General features: G+C 71.5%; 15 protein-coding genes and 3 tRNA genes. 14 read left to right on the plus strand and 4 right to left on the minus strand.

Annotated features, from left to right (window positions below; all coding sequences use genetic code 11):
* Positions 1 to 328: 328 nt before the first annotated feature.
* Entirely contained in the window at positions 329 to 1018 is a 690-nt protein-coding gene (locus tag ETD83_RS06675; protein ID WP_230420729.1) for a class F sortase, read from the minus strand.
* Positions 1019 to 1530: 512 nt separating this feature from the next.
* Between ETD83_RS06675 and ETD83_RS06680 the strand changes: the two genes are divergently transcribed.
* Together ETD83_RS06680 and ETD83_RS06685 are read left to right on the plus strand one after the other, a co-directional pair.
* Positions 1531 to 2286 (plus strand): MerR family transcriptional regulator, encoded by a 756-nt coding sequence (locus ETD83_RS06680; protein WP_138644174.1) that lies wholly within the window; start codon positions 1531 to 1533, stop codon positions 2284 to 2286.
* 649 nt (positions 2287 to 2935) lie between these two features.
* On the plus strand, positions 2936 to 3658 hold the full coding sequence (locus tag ETD83_RS06685; protein WP_230420730.1) for a protein phosphatase 2C domain-containing protein: 723 nt from the start codon (positions 2936 to 2938) through the stop codon (positions 3656 to 3658).
* Positions 3659 to 3695: 37 nt separating this feature from the next.
* On the opposite strand, the gene ETD83_RS06690 is transcribed toward ETD83_RS06685, so the two are convergent.
* Entirely contained in the window at positions 3696 to 4727 is a 1032-nt protein-coding gene (locus ETD83_RS06690) for a hypothetical protein (protein ID WP_138644176.1), read from the minus strand.
* Between the two features lie 297 nt (positions 4728 to 5024).
* On the opposite strand from ETD83_RS06690, the gene ETD83_RS06695 reads away from it, so the two are divergent.
* From ETD83_RS06695 to ETD83_RS06725, 7 genes are all read left to right on the plus strand, one after another.
* A tRNA-Thr gene (locus ETD83_RS06695) sits at positions 5025 to 5097 on the plus strand.
* A gap of 303 nt (positions 5098 to 5400) precedes the next feature.
* A tRNA-Met gene (locus tag ETD83_RS06700) sits at positions 5401 to 5474 on the plus strand.
* 122 nt (positions 5475 to 5596) lie between these two features.
* Positions 5597 to 5761 (plus strand): 50S ribosomal protein L33, encoded by a 165-nt coding sequence (rpmG, locus tag ETD83_RS06705; RefSeq protein WP_026404241.1) that lies wholly within the window; start codon positions 5597 to 5599, stop codon positions 5759 to 5761.
* A 353-nt stretch (positions 5762 to 6114) separates the two neighbouring features.
* Positions 6115 to 6552 carry a MaoC family dehydratase N-terminal domain-containing protein gene (locus ETD83_RS06710; RefSeq protein ID WP_138644177.1) on the plus strand — a complete coding sequence of 146 codons (438 nt, stop codon included), beginning with the start codon at positions 6115 to 6117 and terminating at the stop codon, positions 6550 to 6552.
* Complete coding sequence (locus tag ETD83_RS06715) at positions 6552 to 6977, plus strand: MaoC family dehydratase (protein ID WP_138644178.1); 426 nt, start codon at positions 6552 to 6554, stop codon at positions 6975 to 6977. Before ETD83_RS06710 ends, ETD83_RS06715 begins: the two co-directional genes overlap by 1 nt.
* A 47-nt stretch (positions 6978 to 7024) precedes the next feature.
* On the plus strand, positions 7025 to 8092 hold the full coding sequence (locus ETD83_RS06720; RefSeq protein ID WP_138644179.1) for a UDP-N-acetylmuramate dehydrogenase: 1068 nt from the start codon (positions 7025 to 7027) through the stop codon (positions 8090 to 8092).
* A gap of 254 nt (positions 8093 to 8346) precedes the next feature.
* The gene (locus ETD83_RS06725; RefSeq protein WP_205717523.1) at positions 8347 to 8928 is read left to right on the plus strand and encodes a TMEM165/GDT1 family protein; all 582 of its coding nucleotides are present in this window, start codon (positions 8347 to 8349) and stop codon (positions 8926 to 8928) included.
* A 21-nt stretch (positions 8929 to 8949) separates the two neighbouring features.
* Here ETD83_RS06725 and ETD83_RS06730 read toward each other — a convergent pair whose 3' ends face one another.
* On the minus strand, positions 8950 to 9903 hold the full coding sequence (locus tag ETD83_RS06730) for an adenosine deaminase (protein WP_230420736.1): 954 nt from the start codon (positions 9901 to 9903) through the stop codon (positions 8950 to 8952).
* A gap of 338 nt (positions 9904 to 10241) precedes the next feature.
* Between ETD83_RS06730 and ETD83_RS06735 the strand changes: the two genes are divergently transcribed.
* The 3 genes from ETD83_RS06735 (at position 10242) to ETD83_RS06745 (ending at position 12716) form a co-directional block, all read left to right on the plus strand.
* Positions 10242 to 11267: a hypothetical protein gene (locus ETD83_RS06735; protein ID WP_138644181.1), complete on the plus strand. Its 1026-nt coding sequence runs from the start codon at positions 10242 to 10244 to the stop codon at positions 11265 to 11267.
* Positions 11268 to 11456: 189 nt separating this feature from the next.
* On the plus strand, positions 11457 to 11966 hold the full coding sequence (locus ETD83_RS06740) for a SigE family RNA polymerase sigma factor (RefSeq protein ID WP_138644182.1): 510 nt from the start codon (positions 11457 to 11459) through the stop codon (positions 11964 to 11966).
* A gap of 3 nt (positions 11967 to 11969) precedes the next feature.
* A complete protein-coding gene (locus ETD83_RS06745) occupies positions 11970 to 12716 on the plus strand; it encodes a hypothetical protein (RefSeq protein ID WP_138644183.1) in 747 nt (248 codons plus the stop codon).
* 206 nt (positions 12717 to 12922) lie between these two features.
* Here ETD83_RS06745 and ETD83_RS06750 read toward each other — a convergent pair whose 3' ends face one another.
* Entirely contained in the window at positions 12923 to 14134 is a 1212-nt protein-coding gene (locus tag ETD83_RS06750) for a pyridoxal phosphate-dependent aminotransferase (protein ID WP_138644184.1), read from the minus strand.
* Positions 14135 to 14411: 277 nt separating this feature from the next.
* Between ETD83_RS06750 and ETD83_RS06755 the strand changes: the two genes are divergently transcribed.
* Together ETD83_RS06755 and secE are read left to right on the plus strand one after the other, a co-directional pair.
* Positions 14412 to 14484: transfer RNA gene (locus tag ETD83_RS06755), tRNA-Trp, on the plus strand.
* 110 nt (positions 14485 to 14594) lie between these two features.
* Positions 14595 to 14858 (plus strand): preprotein translocase subunit SecE, encoded by a 264-nt coding sequence (gene secE / locus ETD83_RS06760; RefSeq protein ID WP_138644185.1) that lies wholly within the window; start codon positions 14595 to 14597, stop codon positions 14856 to 14858.
* Positions 14859 to 14923 lie beyond the last annotated feature (65 nt).

The following is a 14923-nucleotide window of genomic DNA, read 5'->3' on the forward strand; positions in this document are numbered from 1 at the left end:
GCCACTACGCCGCCATCGGCGGTACGTTCACCGGCAAGCCGGGCGGCGGCGCAGTCGGGATGTTCCAGCGGGGCGGGGCGGTGTGGCTGGACGTGTGAGTGTGGACGGGTGCGGTGCCGTGACCAGGCGCGGTGACGTGGGCGGGCGGTACCTCGGTGCCAACCGGTCGGGGACGGTGACGGTCGGTGAGGCGCCTGGCCCCCAAACCGACGGGGACGCCAAGTGCCCCGACACTGGACGTCCAGAATGGGCGAGCCGGTGGCGTCCCAGCGGGGGGACGGTCGGCGGCCTCGGAACGGGCGCGTCGTGATCGAAGGCGGGGCGCACGTCAGCGGGCCTCCCCGTCGCCGGCTCGCACCAGGTGACCGAAGGCGATGACGTTGTCGGTGTAGTGGCCGCTGCGGCGGTCGAAACGTCCGCCGCAGGTGATCAGTCGGATCGCCGGGTAGCCGGGATCGCCATAGACCCGCCGGGTGGGGAACCGGTTCTTGCCGACGTGTTCGACCGAGTCGATCCGGAACACGGCGGTGCGGCCGTCGGCGCGCAGGACGCTCGCGCGGTCGCCGGGGCGGAGGTCGCCCAGCCGGTGGAAGATCGCGGGGCCGGTGGCCGTGTCCACATGCCCGATGATCACAGCCGCGCCGCGGCTGCCGGGTGCGGCGCCGAGGCGGTACCAGCCCGCTTCGTCGGCGCGGCGGAGCGGTGGCGTCTCGACGGTCTGGTCCGGGTTCTTGGCCAGCGTCATCAGCGGCGTCCGGACGTCGATCCGCGGCACGTCGAGGCGGAGCGGCACCGAACGCGGCAGCGCTGGGCCGGTGACAGGCCCAGGGGCTCCGGCGGTCTCGGCGGGCCGGGCGCCGCCGGGAGGGGCGGACACGCCGGACGCGGGCATTGGCGAAGCCGCGGTCGCCGGGCGATCCCGGTACGCCTGGACGACCAGAAAAGCCGTCACGACCAGGCCGGACAGCCCGACGGCAACAGCCGCCAGGATGCGCGGACGCCGGCCACGATGCACCACGGGACGCACTCCTCCCCGGCTCGTCCACGGGAATGTCGCCACGGACCGTGACGCAGGTCGAACCGTAATGCCTGCTGTGAAGATTTGCCCCTTGTGGTGAGTAAAGCCGCAGATGAACGGCATGTAACAAGTGAGGGTGGTTGGTCATGATCAGCCTGCAATGGCCTTCTTGTCGCGGTCGCTTCCCCTCGTTCGCCCCAGGCCAAGGCCCCGTCCGGCTGCCGCTGAATACGGCGTCTGACCTGCGGAAACGTGACCGCAGCCGAGGAAGGGTCGCGACCGGGCAAGGGACGCCCGGCGAGCGCGCGACGACGGACTAGCACCCCAAAGCGGCTACAAAGATCGCCGACCGGAAGCGGCCACCCAGCGGAGCCGAAAAGTAGTTCTCGCAGGTCAATGCCGGGTTCAGTGGTCCATCGTCCGTGTCCGAAACGGTCGTTCTTGGTGGGCCAGCCGCTGGCGCCGCACGGTGTCCTTGACCCTGACGTTGCGTCAACGTGTGTCATGGGGGCATGCGGATCGGCGAACTGGCCGGGCTGGTCGGGGTGTCCACCCGGACCGTGCGGCATTACCACCACCTGGGGCTGTTGCCCGAGCCCGAGCGGCTGGCGAACGGGTACCGGGAGTACCGGCTGCGGGACGCCGTCGTGCTCGCCCGGGTACGGAGGCTGGCGGAGCTGGGGCTCGCGCTGGACGAGATCCGGGACGTCCTCGCCGACGAGCGGGGACGGGACCTGCGCGAGGTCATGGCCGAACTGGACGCGGACCTGGCCAGGCAGCAGGAGGCGATCGGGGCGCGCAGGGCGCGGCTGGCGGCGTTGCTGGCGGACGGCGAGCTGGGCGCCGACTCGGTGGTGTCGCCGGAGTTGGCGGACATCCTGCGGGCCCTGCCGCGCGGCTCGCGGTTCGCCGACGCCGACCGGGGGATGCTGGCGCTCGTCGAGACCGCGGCGGAGACGGCAGCGCCCGCGGGCACCGCGCGGCCTGCGGAGCCGCGGTTCGCGACGATGCTGCGGCCGCTCACCGAGCCGGGAGCGGCGGCGCGGGTGGAACGGATCTGTTCGCGGCTGGACGAGATCGCCGGGGCGACGACGGACGACCCCCGGATTCCCGGGATCGCCGACGAGATCGTGGCCCTTCTGCCGGACGCCCTGGCGGCCCTCATGGTCGCGGAAGGCATGGGCGGCGAGTGGCTGGACGAGATGCCCGCCGCGCAGGGCGAGGTCTTCCGGCTCGTCCTGAAGACGCTGCGGGACCGGACGTGCTGACCGTCGCGCGGGCCGCCTTGTACGGGGCGGTGCCCGCCGAGGTGGTTTTCGCCGTGCTGCTCGTGTCGGGCGTGCCGTTGCCCCGTCTCGTGGTCGGCCCCGCTGGTTGACGTCCTCCTTGGAACCCGGGCCTGACTTCCCTGGACGAGTCATCGAAACTCAGCGATGCGGGGCGGGGACGGGGCACCACGGCCGAATCCATTGAGAAACGATAAAGAAACGTGCCGGTGTGTTGCATTGGGGCGTTGATGTTCCATCCCCGAATGGAGTGGAATGCGCATAGCTCGGCACCGCCCGTCAACCGATTCGGAACCTTCACGGCGATTCACACTTGGGGCTGCTCGGCGCCTTACCACGCGCCACCCAGCACTCTTACAGCAGTGCCGGTTTCTCCATCCTCGGAGAACTCGTCGTGACCGTATCGGCGGAGAATTCGTCCCACGAGTACGTCGCCGCCCACATTTTCGCTCCCGTGACCCTCCGCCTGACTCTCCGCCCAACGAAAGCCCACACGTGCACGCCACGGCGTGTGTGGACCAGGTCAATACCGGAACGGGCCAGGTTGGCGGGACAGGAGGTGAGGGTTTGGTCTACCTGTCCCCGTTTGGCCGGTCCAGGGGGTAGACCTGCATCTGTGCAGGTGAGTTATGTGAGTGAGGCGACTCCGGGACGGGAGAACGAGGACTTCGTCGCAGCGGGGCCGGGGTGGGTCGTGTTGCTGGACGGGGCGACGGCGCCCGCGGGGGTGGACAGCGGATGCCGGCACGACCCGGCGTGGCTGGTGCGCAGGCTGGGCGGACGGATCGCGGCGCTGCTCGCCCTGGAGGACGGCAAGCCGCTGCCGGACCTGGTGGCCGAGGCGATCAAGGTGACCGGCGAGGCGCACACGAGGACGTGCGATCTGCAGAATCCGGACAGCCCGTCCGCGACGGTGTCGCTGCTGCGGCGCCGCGACGACGCGGTGGAGTGGTTCGTCCTGGCCGATTCGCCGATCGTGATGGACGTCGGCGAGATCCGGGTCTTCCGGGACGACCGCGTCGACCATCTGCCCAGCTACACGCTCGAGGGCGTCCGCAGGTCCCGCAACAGCCCGGGCGGGTTCTGGGTGGCCAGCACGAAACCGGAGGCCGCGTACGAGGGGCTGACCGGTGAGGTGCCGGTGCGGGGGCTGAGGCGGGCGGCGGTGCTGAGCGACGGCGCGTCCAGGCTGGTGGAGCGCTTCGGCCAGATGGGATGGGACGACCTGCTCCGGCTCCTGGACGAGGAAGGCCCGCGCGAACTCGTCAGAAGGACCAGGGAGGCGGAGGCGTCAGCACCCGGCGCACGGGGAAAGCGATACGACGACGCCACCGCCGTCCTGGTCCGCTTCTGACTCGCTGTTGAGCCCGCCGAGCCCGCCGGGCCGGGGTTCAGCGTTTCGCGGGCGGGATGTGGGCCCACCAGTTGTCGAGGTCTTCGGGCAGGTACGCGGCTTCGACGCGGATGCTGGCGGCCATCATCGGGAAGCGGCGTCCGGCCGGGAACGTCCGCTCGTAGGACGGCGGGTCGATCACGACGACGCGGGTGCCGTTGACGAGCGGGATGTCGGCGGGCACGCCCTCGTTCCAGATCCATTCGCCGTGCGCGTCGACGAGATTCCATGGGCTGGAGACGACCGGCGGTCCGGGCGGGACGTCGGCGTTCAGGAAGCAGGCGAGGATCTCTGGGGCGGGACGGTCCCCGGTCAGGCCGCCCGGGCGTCCGATGAGGGCGCCGGCGAGCAGGACGTGCAGCTGGAAGTTGTCGCCGATGCCGCCTATGGCGACCGTCCAGCCCTTGCGGCTCGCACGGTCGAGGACGAGGAGCCGCTCACCGTCCAGGACGCGCAGCAGCGCGTGGTAGTGGTCCATCTGCCCGAGGTACTGGACGGCCTGCCCCGCGGTGAGCGCGCGGGAATCGCGGTCGGTCAGCCCTGCGCGGATGGACGGCGCGTTCTGCAGCACCGTGGATCCCGCCATCACGTACTGCGGCAGCGCGAACCACGCCATTATCGCGCCGACCGTGCCGTCCCCGAGCTTCGGCGCGACCGTGTCGACGGCCTGCTGGGACGGCTGCTCGTCCTGCATGTCGGGCGGTTTGCCGCCCGTGGCCTCCTCCCAGGCGTTGGCGAACGCCAGCGCCCCCGAGGTGACCTCGGTGATCCGCTCGACGACGGCCCGCCCGGCGGCCGTCTCGGCGTCGGCGCCGTTCTCGATCCATGCGCCGGTGACGATGGCGAGCCAGCCGCCTAGGTTCGGCGGCGCCTCGGCGATGCCGTCCGCCAGGCGCGGCATCGCGGCGTTCATCTCGGTGGGGGAGGCGGTCTGGGACGCCTCCATGAGCTGTGGCAGCAGGTCGCCGAAGGACCTGTCCTCGACGACCGCCGCCCGGACGATCTGATCTGCGAGCTGATGGAGAGCCATGCTTGATCACCCTGGCACAGCGGACGGGACACCGGTTCGGCGGGGGCGGGCACCTGCCCCCGCTGATCAGCGCGGACGCCCCAGGCCCCGGGCGCGGACGCCCCAGGTCCCGGGCGCGGACGCCCCAGGTCCCGGGCGCGGACGCCCCAGGTCCCGGGCGCGGACGCCCCAGGTCCCGGGCGCGGACGCCCCAGGCCGCGGGCGCGGACGCCGGAGGTCCGAACGGGGACGCCCGGGCCTCAAACCGGTTCGCGCCATCAGCCCGGGCCGTGTATGGTTTCACTGCGCGAACGACGCGCCCCTTTAGCTCAGTCGGCAGAGCGTCTCCATGGTAAGGAGAAGGTCTACGGTTCGATTCCGTAAAGGGGCTCACGGCATTCCGGCCGCCATCCGACCAGGACGGCGGCCTTCGTCGTTCCAGAACCTCCGAGGGCTTCCCAGTGCCCTCCTGGACCTCCCAGCGCTTTTCCCGGATTCGCTCCATACAGGGGCCTGTGATACCGTCCCACCGGTTCCAGTCCGACGTTTCGCAGGTCATCGGCGCAGCCGGTAGCCTGGGACGCGGTCCGGGGGAGCCCCCGAAGCCGATTCCCGATCTTCAACCGGGTTTTCGTGTTTCCGGGGTTCGGTGAGCATCCGGTATCCTTGCATTCCGGTCCACACCGACCAGCGCGGCGGGGTAGCTCAGTCAGGCAGAGCAAGCGGCTCATAATCGCTGTGTCGCCGGTTCAAGTCCGGCCCTCGCTACTACCCATGTCATCTCACCTCCGTCCCGGGGGTGAGCGGGCCTGGGTCCAACCGCCGGCCGCCCGTCCTGGGCGACCGACGTCCGAACGTTCCTTGTCCCCAGCTCAGAAAGGCACTCCATCGTGGCTGCCACCGACGTCCGGCCGAAGATCACGCTGGCCTGCCAGGAGTGCAAGCACCGCAACTACATCACGCGGAAGAACCGGCGCAACGACCCGGACCGCCTTGAGATCAAGAAGTACTGCCCCAACTGCCGGACCCACCGTCCGCACCGGGAGACCCGCTAGCCGAGCCCGGACGGCGCCGCGGGCCGCGCACGCGCCCGCAGGCCACCGTCCGCAGGCAGGCCACCGTCCGCAGACCACCGTTTGCAGGCCACGCCGCCTGCACCGGGAGACCCGGCGGTTGAGCGGGCCTTCGACGCCCGCGAAACGGCGACTTCTTCGCACGCTTGCCCCGACCTGATCAGCCCGTCCTCGCCAGTGAGACCCGCGAGGGCGGGCTGAACGTCGTTCTGTTACCGTCCGTCCGAGACGGCGAACGCACGCACGCGCGCGCTCGGACGGGCACCCCCGGACACCGCGGGCCCACCCGGGCGCCCGCGCCCCGAAGCCCGTTCGATCTGGAGGGACGGCACTGCATGGCACTGAACCGTGATTTCGTCGGGCGGGCGTTCCCGCCCAGCGAACCGTACGAGGTGAGCCGGGTGAAGATCCGCGAGTTCGCGGACGCCATCGGCGACCACAACCCGATCTACCGCGACCAGGAGGCCGCCAAGGCGGCGGGATACCCCGACGTCATCGCGCCCCCCACCTTCCCGATCGTCGTCTCCTTCGGCGGCAACGCCCTCGCCGCCCCGGGCCTCGGGCTCAACTTCGCGATGGTCGTCCACGGCGAGCAGCGGTTCGAGTACAGCCGCCCCCTCCGCGCCGGCGACGTCGTCACCTGCACCACCACGATCACCGAGATCAAGTCGATCGGCAGCAACGAGAAACTCACCGCCGTGACCGACGTCAGGACCGTCGAGGGCGAGATGATCTGCAAGTCGTACAACACGATCGTGGAGCGAGGGGCCTGATGACCGCCACCGTGAAGTACGCCGACGTCGAGGTCGGCACCGAGATCCCCGCCCGGACGTATCCGGTCGACCGCGCCGACCTCGTCATGTACGCGGGCGCGTCCGGCGACTTCAACCCGATCCACTGGCGCGAGTCCGCCGCGAAGGCGGTCGGGCTCCCGAACGTGATCGCGCACGGCATGTACACGATGGCGCAGGGCGGCCGGTTCGTCACCGACTGGACCGGCGACCCGGGCTCCGTGGTGGACTACGGGGTACGGTTCTCCTCTCCGGTCGTCGTCCCCGACGAGGGCGGCGCGACCCTGGAGATCGGCGGCAAGGTGGAGGAGAAGCTCGACGACAACAAGGTCGTCGTGGCGCTCACCGCCAGGTCGGAAGGCCAGAAGGTCCTCACCCGCGCGAAGGCGGTCGTCAAGCTGGCCTGACCGCCGGCGCGGGCACGGGAGTGCAGGGTACGGGGAGGGAAAGCGACGTGGCGGTGTTCGCTGAAGAGGTGAACCTGGCCGGATACACCACGCTGCGGCTGGGCGGCCCCGCTCGGCGCTTCGTCGAGGCGACGACCGAGGCGGAGCTCGTCGCCGCTATCCGCGAGGCCGACGACGCGGGCGAGCCCGCCCTCGTGCTCGGCGGCGGCAGCAACCTGATCGTGTCCGACGCGGGCTTCCCCGGCACCGTCGTGCACGCCGGGACCCGCGGCGCCGAACGCGTCGCCGCCGACGGCGACCGGGTCCTCGTCCGCGTCCAGGCGGGCGAGGACTGGGACCCGTTCGTCGCCCGCTGCGTCGCCGACGGCCTCGCCGGCGTCGAGTGCCTGTCCGGCATCCCCGGACGCGTCGGCGCGACCCCGATCCAGAACGTCGGCGCCTACGGGCAGGACGTCAGCGAGACGGTCGTCGAAGTCCGCGCCTACGACCGGCAGGCCCGCGCCCACGTCACCCTCGACCGCGACGCCTGCCGGTTCACCTACCGGCACAGCGCCTTCAAAGGCCACGACCGGTACGTCATCCTGGACGTGACGTACGCGCTGCACGAGTCCGAGGAATCGCAGCCGATCGCCTACGCGGAACTGGCGAAGCGGCTCGGCGTCCAGCCAGGCGACCGGGTGACGCTGAAGGAGGCGCGCGACGCCGTCCTCGAACTGCGCCGCGGCAAGGGCATGGTCCTGGACGCCGCCGACCCCGACACGCGCAGCGCCGGGTCGTTCTTCACCAACCCCATCCTGGAGCCCGGCCAGCTCGCCGACCTGGAACGCCGCGTCGCCGAACGCCTCGGACCGGACGCCGCGTTCCCCCGCTACCCGGAGACCGGCGGCCGGATCAAGACGTCCGCGGCCTGGCTCATCGACCGCGCCGGTTTCGCCAAGGGGCACGCCCTCGGACCGGCGCGGATCTCCACCAAGCACACCCTGGCCCTCACCAATCCGGGCGGCGCCAGCACCGCCGACCTGCTCGCCCTCGCCCGCGAGGTCCGCGACGGCGTCCGCGACGCGTTCGGCGTCGAGCTGGTGAACGAGCCCGTCCTGATCGGCGTCACCCTGTGACCCACCGCCCTCCGCGGCGGTGTGACGTTCCGAACATTGGGCCTCTGACCAGGGCTTGGTAGTGTCGGGGCGTCGTGGGGGAGTAGTCCCAATCGCGTTGATCGACATACTGGCGCCGCCTGTGGCGCCCGGTCACGCGGGCCCGGCCCCGATCCGGGCGGACGAGACCTTCGGCCTGGCAGTCATGCCGGGCCGAGGTCGATCGCTCTCAGCAGCTCCCGCCCTCCGCTCGGCATCCGAGCGAGAGGGAACCGGTGTCCGCCTTCCTCATCAGCATGGCCGTGATCTTCGTCGCCGAGCTGGGCGACAAGAGCCAGCTCATGGCCATGACCTTCGCCACCCGCTTCCGGGCGCTCCCGGTACTGATCGGCATCACCGCCGCGACCGCGATCGTCCATCTGGCGAGCGTCGCCGTCGGCGCCGCGCTGGGAGCCGCGCTCCCGACCGGCCCGATCTCGATCCTCGCCGGTCTCGCGTTCCTCGGCTTCGCGCTGTGGACGCTGCGCGGCGACGAACTGGACGACACCGAACGCGACAAGGCCCGGCACGCCACCGGCTCGGCGATCCTGGCCGTCGGCGCGGCCTTCTTCCTGGCCGAGCTGGGCGACAAGACGATGCTCGCCACCGTCACCCTCGCCGCCGACAACGGCGGCCTCCTGGCGCTGACCGGCGTGTGGGCCGGTTCGACCATCGGCATGGTCGCCGCCGACGCGCTCGCCATCGTGATCGGTCAGATCCTCGGCAGGAAGCTCCCCGAGCGGGTCATCAAGTACGGTGCCGCCGCCGGATTCGCGATCTTCGGCGTCCTCCTCCTCGTCGAGGGCGCCACCGCCTGAGAGATGCGCGTCCGAGCGGGATCAGCCGTCGAGCCAGGCGTCGACCCCGGCCAGCAGCCGGCGCCGGACGTCGTCCGGCGCCGCCGAGGCACCGATCGACTGGCGGGCCAGGTCCGCCAGCTCGGCGTCGGAGAAACCGTGCTCCGTGCGGACGAGCTCGTACTGGCGGGCCAGCCGCGACCCGAACAGCAGCGGGTCGTCCGCGCCGAGCGCGACGGACGCGCCCGCCTCGTACAGCCGCCGCACGGGGACCTCCAGCGCCGTCGCCGCCACCCCGAGGCTCACGTTCGACGACGGGCAGACCTCCAGCGTCACGCCCCGCTCGGCGATCGCCGCGACCAGCCGCGGGTCGGCGACGGCGCGGATGCCATGGCCGATCCGGTCGGCCCGCAGCGTCTCCAGGCACTCCCGGACGCTCGCCGGGCCGAGCAGCTCGCCGCCGTGCGGGACCGACAGCAGGCCGCCGCGCTTCGCGATCCGGAACGCGCCCTCGAAGTCGTACGCCCGGCCCCGCCGCTCGTCGTTGGACAGCCCGAACCCGACGACGCCCTCGTCCGCGTACCGGACGGCCAGCCGCGCGAGCGTCTTCGCGTCCAGCGGGTGCCGGGTCCGGTTCGCCGCGATCACCACGCCGATGCCGACGCCGGACGCCTCCGACGCCGCCCGCGCCGCGTCCAGCACCAGCTCGACGGTCGGGGTCAGCCCGCCGAACATCGCCGCGTAGCCGCTCGGATCGACCTGGATCTCCAGCCAGCCCGAGCCTTCGGCCGCCTCGTCCTCGGCGGTCTCGCGGAGCAGGCGGCGCAGGTCGTCGGGCGTCCGCAGCACCGAACGCGCGATGTCGTACAGGCGCTGGAACCTGAACCAGCCGCGCTCGTCGGTCGCGTGCAGCTTGGGCGGCCAGTCTTCGACGAGAGCGTCCGGAAGGTGGACGCCGTGCAGGGCGGCGAGCTCCACCAGCGTCGTGTGCCGCATCGAACCCGTGAAGTGCAGGTGAAGGTGCGCCTTCGGGAGCAGGGCCACGTCCGGACGGGGGGAGCCGCACGCGACGCGTGGGTGCTCCGATCGGGGTGAAACGGTACGGGCCTCCATGAGCCAATGTTGCCGGATCTTCGGCCCGGCCGAACCCCCGGCCCGTCAGGATCACCACACCGGACTACCTCGCATGACACGGCACGGCCATCCCGCCCATGGGCATCAACGAAAAAACTTTGGAATCACGTGCAACCCCATCCCGGCACCGTGCGTATACGAGGGGCGCCAGAGAGAGACAGGCACACCCCCGCAAGGAAGTCGGGCAGAAGGGATACACGATGATCACGCTGAAGGCCGCTCTGATCGCGGCGTCCGCCGTCGGCACCGTCGCCGTGGGCGGCGGCGCGACGTGGGCGATGGCCGGCGCCTCCGACCCCGCGGCCCCGCAGCCCGCGAGCGCCAAGGCGCCCGCGGCCGAGCGCCAGGTCCAGGACAAGGTGCCCGCCACGCCCCCGACCTGCCTCCCGGCCAAGCCCGGCCTGCCCGGCGCGAAGCTCCCGAACGGCAAGCTCCCCGACGCCGCGGCCAAGAAGGAGATCGAGAAGCACCTCAAGCAGAACCCGGCCGGCAAGGACCTCCCGCAGGGCCAGCTGCCGAAGCCCGGCGTCCCCGCCGTTCCCGGCGCGCCGAAGCCCGGTGTCCCCGCCGTTCCCGGCGCGCCGAACCCCGGCGTCCCCGGAAACGTGCCGAACCCGGGCGTCCCCGGCAACCTGCCGAAGGCGGACCTGCCGAAGACCGACGTCCCCGGCGTCAAGGCCCCGGACGCCAAGACGCTCCCCAAGAACCTGCCCAGCTGCGCGCCGTCCACCGGAGACCTCGGCAAGAACCTCCCGGCGCCCGGTCCGGAGAACGGCCGCGTCCCCGGCAAGCCCGGCCTGCCGTCCGCTCCCAAGCTCGACTGCAGCAAGCTGTCGCCGGCGGTGAAGGTCGGGAGCCCGGTCGAGAAGGCCGTCATGCTGACCAAGGGCCTCCGCTACGCCTCGGCCGTGCCGGGCACCGCTGAGCTGCGCAAGCACAACATCTGCGCCGTCACGCAGAAGTGGACCGGCGCCGCCGGCCAGTGGATCACCGTCGAAACGCTGAAGACGCCCGCCGGAATGTCGCAGAATCAGCTGCGGCAGGCGCTGAACCTCCCGCAGGGCGGCACCCCGATCACCGTGTACGGGACGGCCGGCTGGATGGGCCCGGGCGGCAGCGGCGTGCTGCTGTTCGACCCGAACGGCTACTCGATGTTCGTCAACGGCAGCCCGGTCCTCTCGGGCGGTCTCAAGGACGTGACCGCCGCCCTGCGCCAGGCCCAGTAGAAGAAAGGACGCGGGCGGCCTGAGGGACGCAGGCCGCCCGCGTCAAGCCCGCGAGCGTACCGGCCGCACATCGCGCGGCGAGCCGGGGCGCGGGCGCGAAAAAGAAAGACGTGGGCGGGCGGCCCGGCGCGGAGGCCGCCCGCTCTCGGTAGAACACGCCGGATCCGCTCTAGCCGGGACGGAGCACAGGTGGGCCGTCGAGACGACAGGTCGTTCGTGGAGTTCGTGACGGAACGCGGCGATGCCCTGCTGCGCACCGCGGCACTGATGTGCGGGGCCCGGCAGGACGCCGAGGACATCCTGCAGACCGCGCTGGAAAAGGCCTACCGGCACTGGGGCCGGCTGGAGGCGGGCAGCGATCCGGAACCCTACGTCCGCCGGATCCTGGTCAACCTCGTGATCAGCCGGTCCCGGCGCTGGAAGGTGCTACGGGAGATCCACATGGCGAGGCTTCCGGAGACGCCGGCCGTCTCGCCCAACCACGCCGTCGAGCTGAGGGGGACGCTCATGGACGAGCTGCGCAAGCTCGGTCCGCGGCAGCGGGCCGTCCTGGTCCTGCGTTTCTGGGAGGACCTGTCGGAGGCGGAGACGGCGCAGGCGCTCGGCTGTTCGGTCGGAACGGTCAAGAGCCAGGCGTCCCGGGGGCTGGCCAGGCTCCGGGAACGCCTCGACAAGAACCTGGCGCCACTGGGGAGATGAGCGATGGACCTCGAGAGTGAACTGCGGAAGGCCATGGCCGAGCAGGTGGCCGACGCGTCCGCGTCGTCGTCGCTCGTCGCCGACGTCAAGCGCCGCCACCGGCGCAGGAAGACCCGGATCCACGCGGCCGCCGGAACGGTCGCCGCGTCCATCGCCGTGCTCGCCCTGGTGCCCACCTACCAGTCGTTCCGGGCCACACCTGCCGGGAGCTCCGAGACCACACGTCCGACGAGCACCGTCTCGGCGTTCCGGCAACCGGAACGGCCGCCCGCCCCGGGCCTCTCCCGGCCCCCGTCAGCGAAGGGACGGCCCGGGGCGGGAACGACCAGGCATCCGGAGGGCCACCCGCCCGGCGGACCGGCCGGCGGGACGCGCAGGCCCGGCATCGGCGGGCTCGCCGACCTGCCGAGCTGGGTCACCTACCTTCCCGACGGCCTCACCGCCGCCGCGCCGTGCGCCGTGACGGGCACCGCCAACCGCAAGACGACGACGTGCAAGTGGCGGGGGGACGCCGGCTGGGTGGAGATCGTCCTGGTGAAGGGCGCGCTCGCCGGGCCGCAGGAGCTCATGAGGTCGACGGGCATCCCCGGCCGCACGTCCGTTCGCGGGACGCCCGCGCTCACCGGCGACCTTCCCGGCTCCGGACGCCAGATCTCGTGGCTGGCCGGGCCCAACGTGGGCGTGACCGTGTCCGCCGGCGGCTCCGCCACCGGCCACCTCATGCGCATCGCCGAAGGCGTCCGCCCATGAACGCCGAGGGCGCCCGCCCATGAACCGCAGCTGACGCGATGACCCCGCTCCGGCGGGACGTTCCGTAGCGGAGAGGGGCCGCGCGGAACGTCCCGCCGGACATTCCGGGACGGGATCAGGAGGCGCCCCGTCCCCTACGGGACCGGCCCCGGGCAAAAGGTGTGCGCCCGGGGCCGGCTCGTGACGTCGGTATCGGTGGTGGCGGGTCAGCCCGCTTCGGAGAGCAGCTTCGCGACACGCGAGACGCCCTCGACGAGGTCATCGTCGCCGAGCGCGTACGACAGGCGGAAGTATCCCGGCGTGCCGAAGGCCTCGCCCGGCACCAGCGCGACCTCCGCCTCCTCCAGGATCAGCGACGCCAGCTCCACCGACGTCTCCGGACGCTTGCCGCGGATCTCCTTCCCGAGCAGCGCCTTGACCGAGGGGTAGGCGTAGAACGCGCCCTCGGGCTCGGGGCACACCATGCCCGGGATGTCGTTCAGCATCTTCACGATCGTCTTGCGGCGCCGGTCGAACGCCTTGCGCATCTCCGCCACGGCCGACAGGTCGCCGGTGACCGCGGCGAGCGCCGCCGCCTGCGACACGTTCGCCACGTTGGACGTCGCGTGCGACTGGAGGTTCTGCGCGGCCTTCACCACGTCCGCCGGGCCGACCATCCAGCCGACCCGCCAGCCCGTCATCGCGTACGTCTTCGCGACGCCGTTCAGCACGAGCGTCCGGCCTGCCAGCTCCGGCACCACCACGGGGATGGAGTGGAACTCGGCGTCGCCGTACACGAGGTGCTCGTAGATCTCGTCGGTGATGACCCACAGGCCGTGCCCGTCCGCCCAGCGGCCGATCGCCTCGACCTCGTCGCGCGAGTACACCGCGCCGGTCGGGTTGGACGGCGACACGAACAGCAGCACCTTCGTCCGATCGGTGCGGGCCGCCTCAAGCTGCTCGAGGCTCACCTTGTAACCGGTGGTCTCGTCGGCGACGACGTCCACGGGCACCCCGCCCGCCAGCTTGATCGACTCGGGATAGGTCGTCCAGTACGGCGTCGGGACGAGCACCTCGTCGCCCGGGTCGAGCAGCGCCGCGAACGCCTCGTACACCGCCTGCTTGCCGCCGTTGGTGATCAGGACCTGCGCGGCCTCGACCCGGAACCCGGAGTCGCGCTCGGTCTTCTCGGCGACGGCGGCGCGCAGCTCGGGCAGCCCGCCCGCCGGCGTGTACTTGTGGAAGCGCGGCACCCTGCAGGCGGTCACCGCCGCCTCGACGATGTAGTCGGGAGTCGGGAAGTCGGGCTCGCCCGCGCCGAACCCGATGACCGGGCGGCCCGCCGCCTTCAGCGCCTTGGCCTTGGCGTCGACGGCCAGCGTGGCGGACTCGGATATCGCGGCGATGCGCTTGGAGATGCGAGGACGGTCGATGCTCATGCCCCTATCGTTACAGAAGCCGTCCCGGCACCCGAGTCATATATCGCCGCCGGTGGGACGGCACGCCTCCGGCGCGGCCCCGACCCGCGCCGCGCCCGCGCGACGATCTTCGGCCCGCTTGGTTCGACGCGGCGGCCTCGTGCCCGTAGACTCACCGTCCTAGTGCCGTGTCACCGGCATACGAGCCTGTCCGCACACCGATGCCGGACGAGGTCGTAAGCTGGGACGCGACACGACTCCGATCCAAGGGTCGGGTTCTCCTCACCAGGAGAAATGAAGGGCAGTGGCTCAATTGGCAGAGCTCCGGTCTCCAAAACCGGCGGTTGGGGGTTCGAGTCCCTCCTGCCCTGCGAGGTGCGGTGCGCGCACCCGTCCCCGCTAGGCCGTGGCACCCCACGGCGCGGGACCGCGCGGCAACCACATGGTGGTTGGATCACGACCGATGAGGTGAACGGCGGCAATGGCGACCGAGACTGACGAGCGCGACGAGCCTGAGGCCAAGGACGAAGGCAAGGGCAAAAAGGAGAGGTCTTCCTCCAGGCGGACGTCTCCGGCGCTGTTCGTGCGCCAGATCGTCGCCGAGCTGCGTAAGGTCATCTGGCCGACGCGGCGGGAGCTCATCACCTACACGACGGTGTCCCTCGTCTTCGTGCTGATCATGGTCGCGATCGTCTCCGCCGTGGACTACGGGTTGCAGGAGGGCGTCTACGCCGTCTTCGGCTAGACGCCGCGGCCTGAGCCGTCCGGGGACGACCGCCCCGTACCATCGCAAGTTCATCACCGAAGCAC

The organism is Actinomadura soli, assembly GCF_005889715.1.
GTDB lineage: Bacteria > Actinomycetota > Actinomycetes > Streptosporangiales > Streptosporangiaceae > Spirillospora > Spirillospora soli.

What these genes read in the sequence shown, in the direction of transcription:
- secE (WP_138644185.1), top strand. Translation starts at nt 14,595, where the DNA reads ATGGCGACCGAGACTGACGAGCGCGACGAGCCTGAGGCCAAGGACGAA.
- ETD83_RS06745 (WP_138644183.1), top strand. Translation starts at nt 11,970, where the DNA reads ATGGACCTCGAGAGTGAACTGCGGAAGGCCATGGCCGAGCAGGTGGCC.
- ETD83_RS06730 (WP_230420736.1), bottom strand. Translation starts at nt 9,903, where the DNA reads ATGCGGCACACGACGCTGGTGGAGCTCGCCGCCCTGCACGGCGTCCAC.
- ETD83_RS06710 (WP_138644177.1), top strand. Translation starts at nt 6,115, where the DNA reads ATGGCACTGAACCGTGATTTCGTCGGGCGGGCGTTCCCGCCCAGCGAA.
- ETD83_RS06715 (WP_138644178.1), top strand. Translation starts at nt 6,552, where the DNA reads ATGACCGCCACCGTGAAGTACGCCGACGTCGAGGTCGGCACCGAGATC.
- ETD83_RS06680 (WP_138644174.1), top strand. Translation starts at nt 1,531, where the DNA reads ATGCGGATCGGCGAACTGGCCGGGCTGGTCGGGGTGTCCACCCGGACC.
- ETD83_RS06750 (WP_138644184.1), bottom strand. Translation starts at nt 14,134, where the DNA reads ATGAGCATCGACCGTCCTCGCATCTCCAAGCGCATCGCCGCGATATCC.
- ETD83_RS06690 (WP_138644176.1), bottom strand. Translation starts at nt 4,727, where the DNA reads ATGGCTCTCCATCAGCTCGCAGATCAGATCGTCCGGGCGGCGGTCGTC.
- ETD83_RS06735 (WP_138644181.1), top strand. Translation starts at nt 10,242, where the DNA reads ATGATCACGCTGAAGGCCGCTCTGATCGCGGCGTCCGCCGTCGGCACC.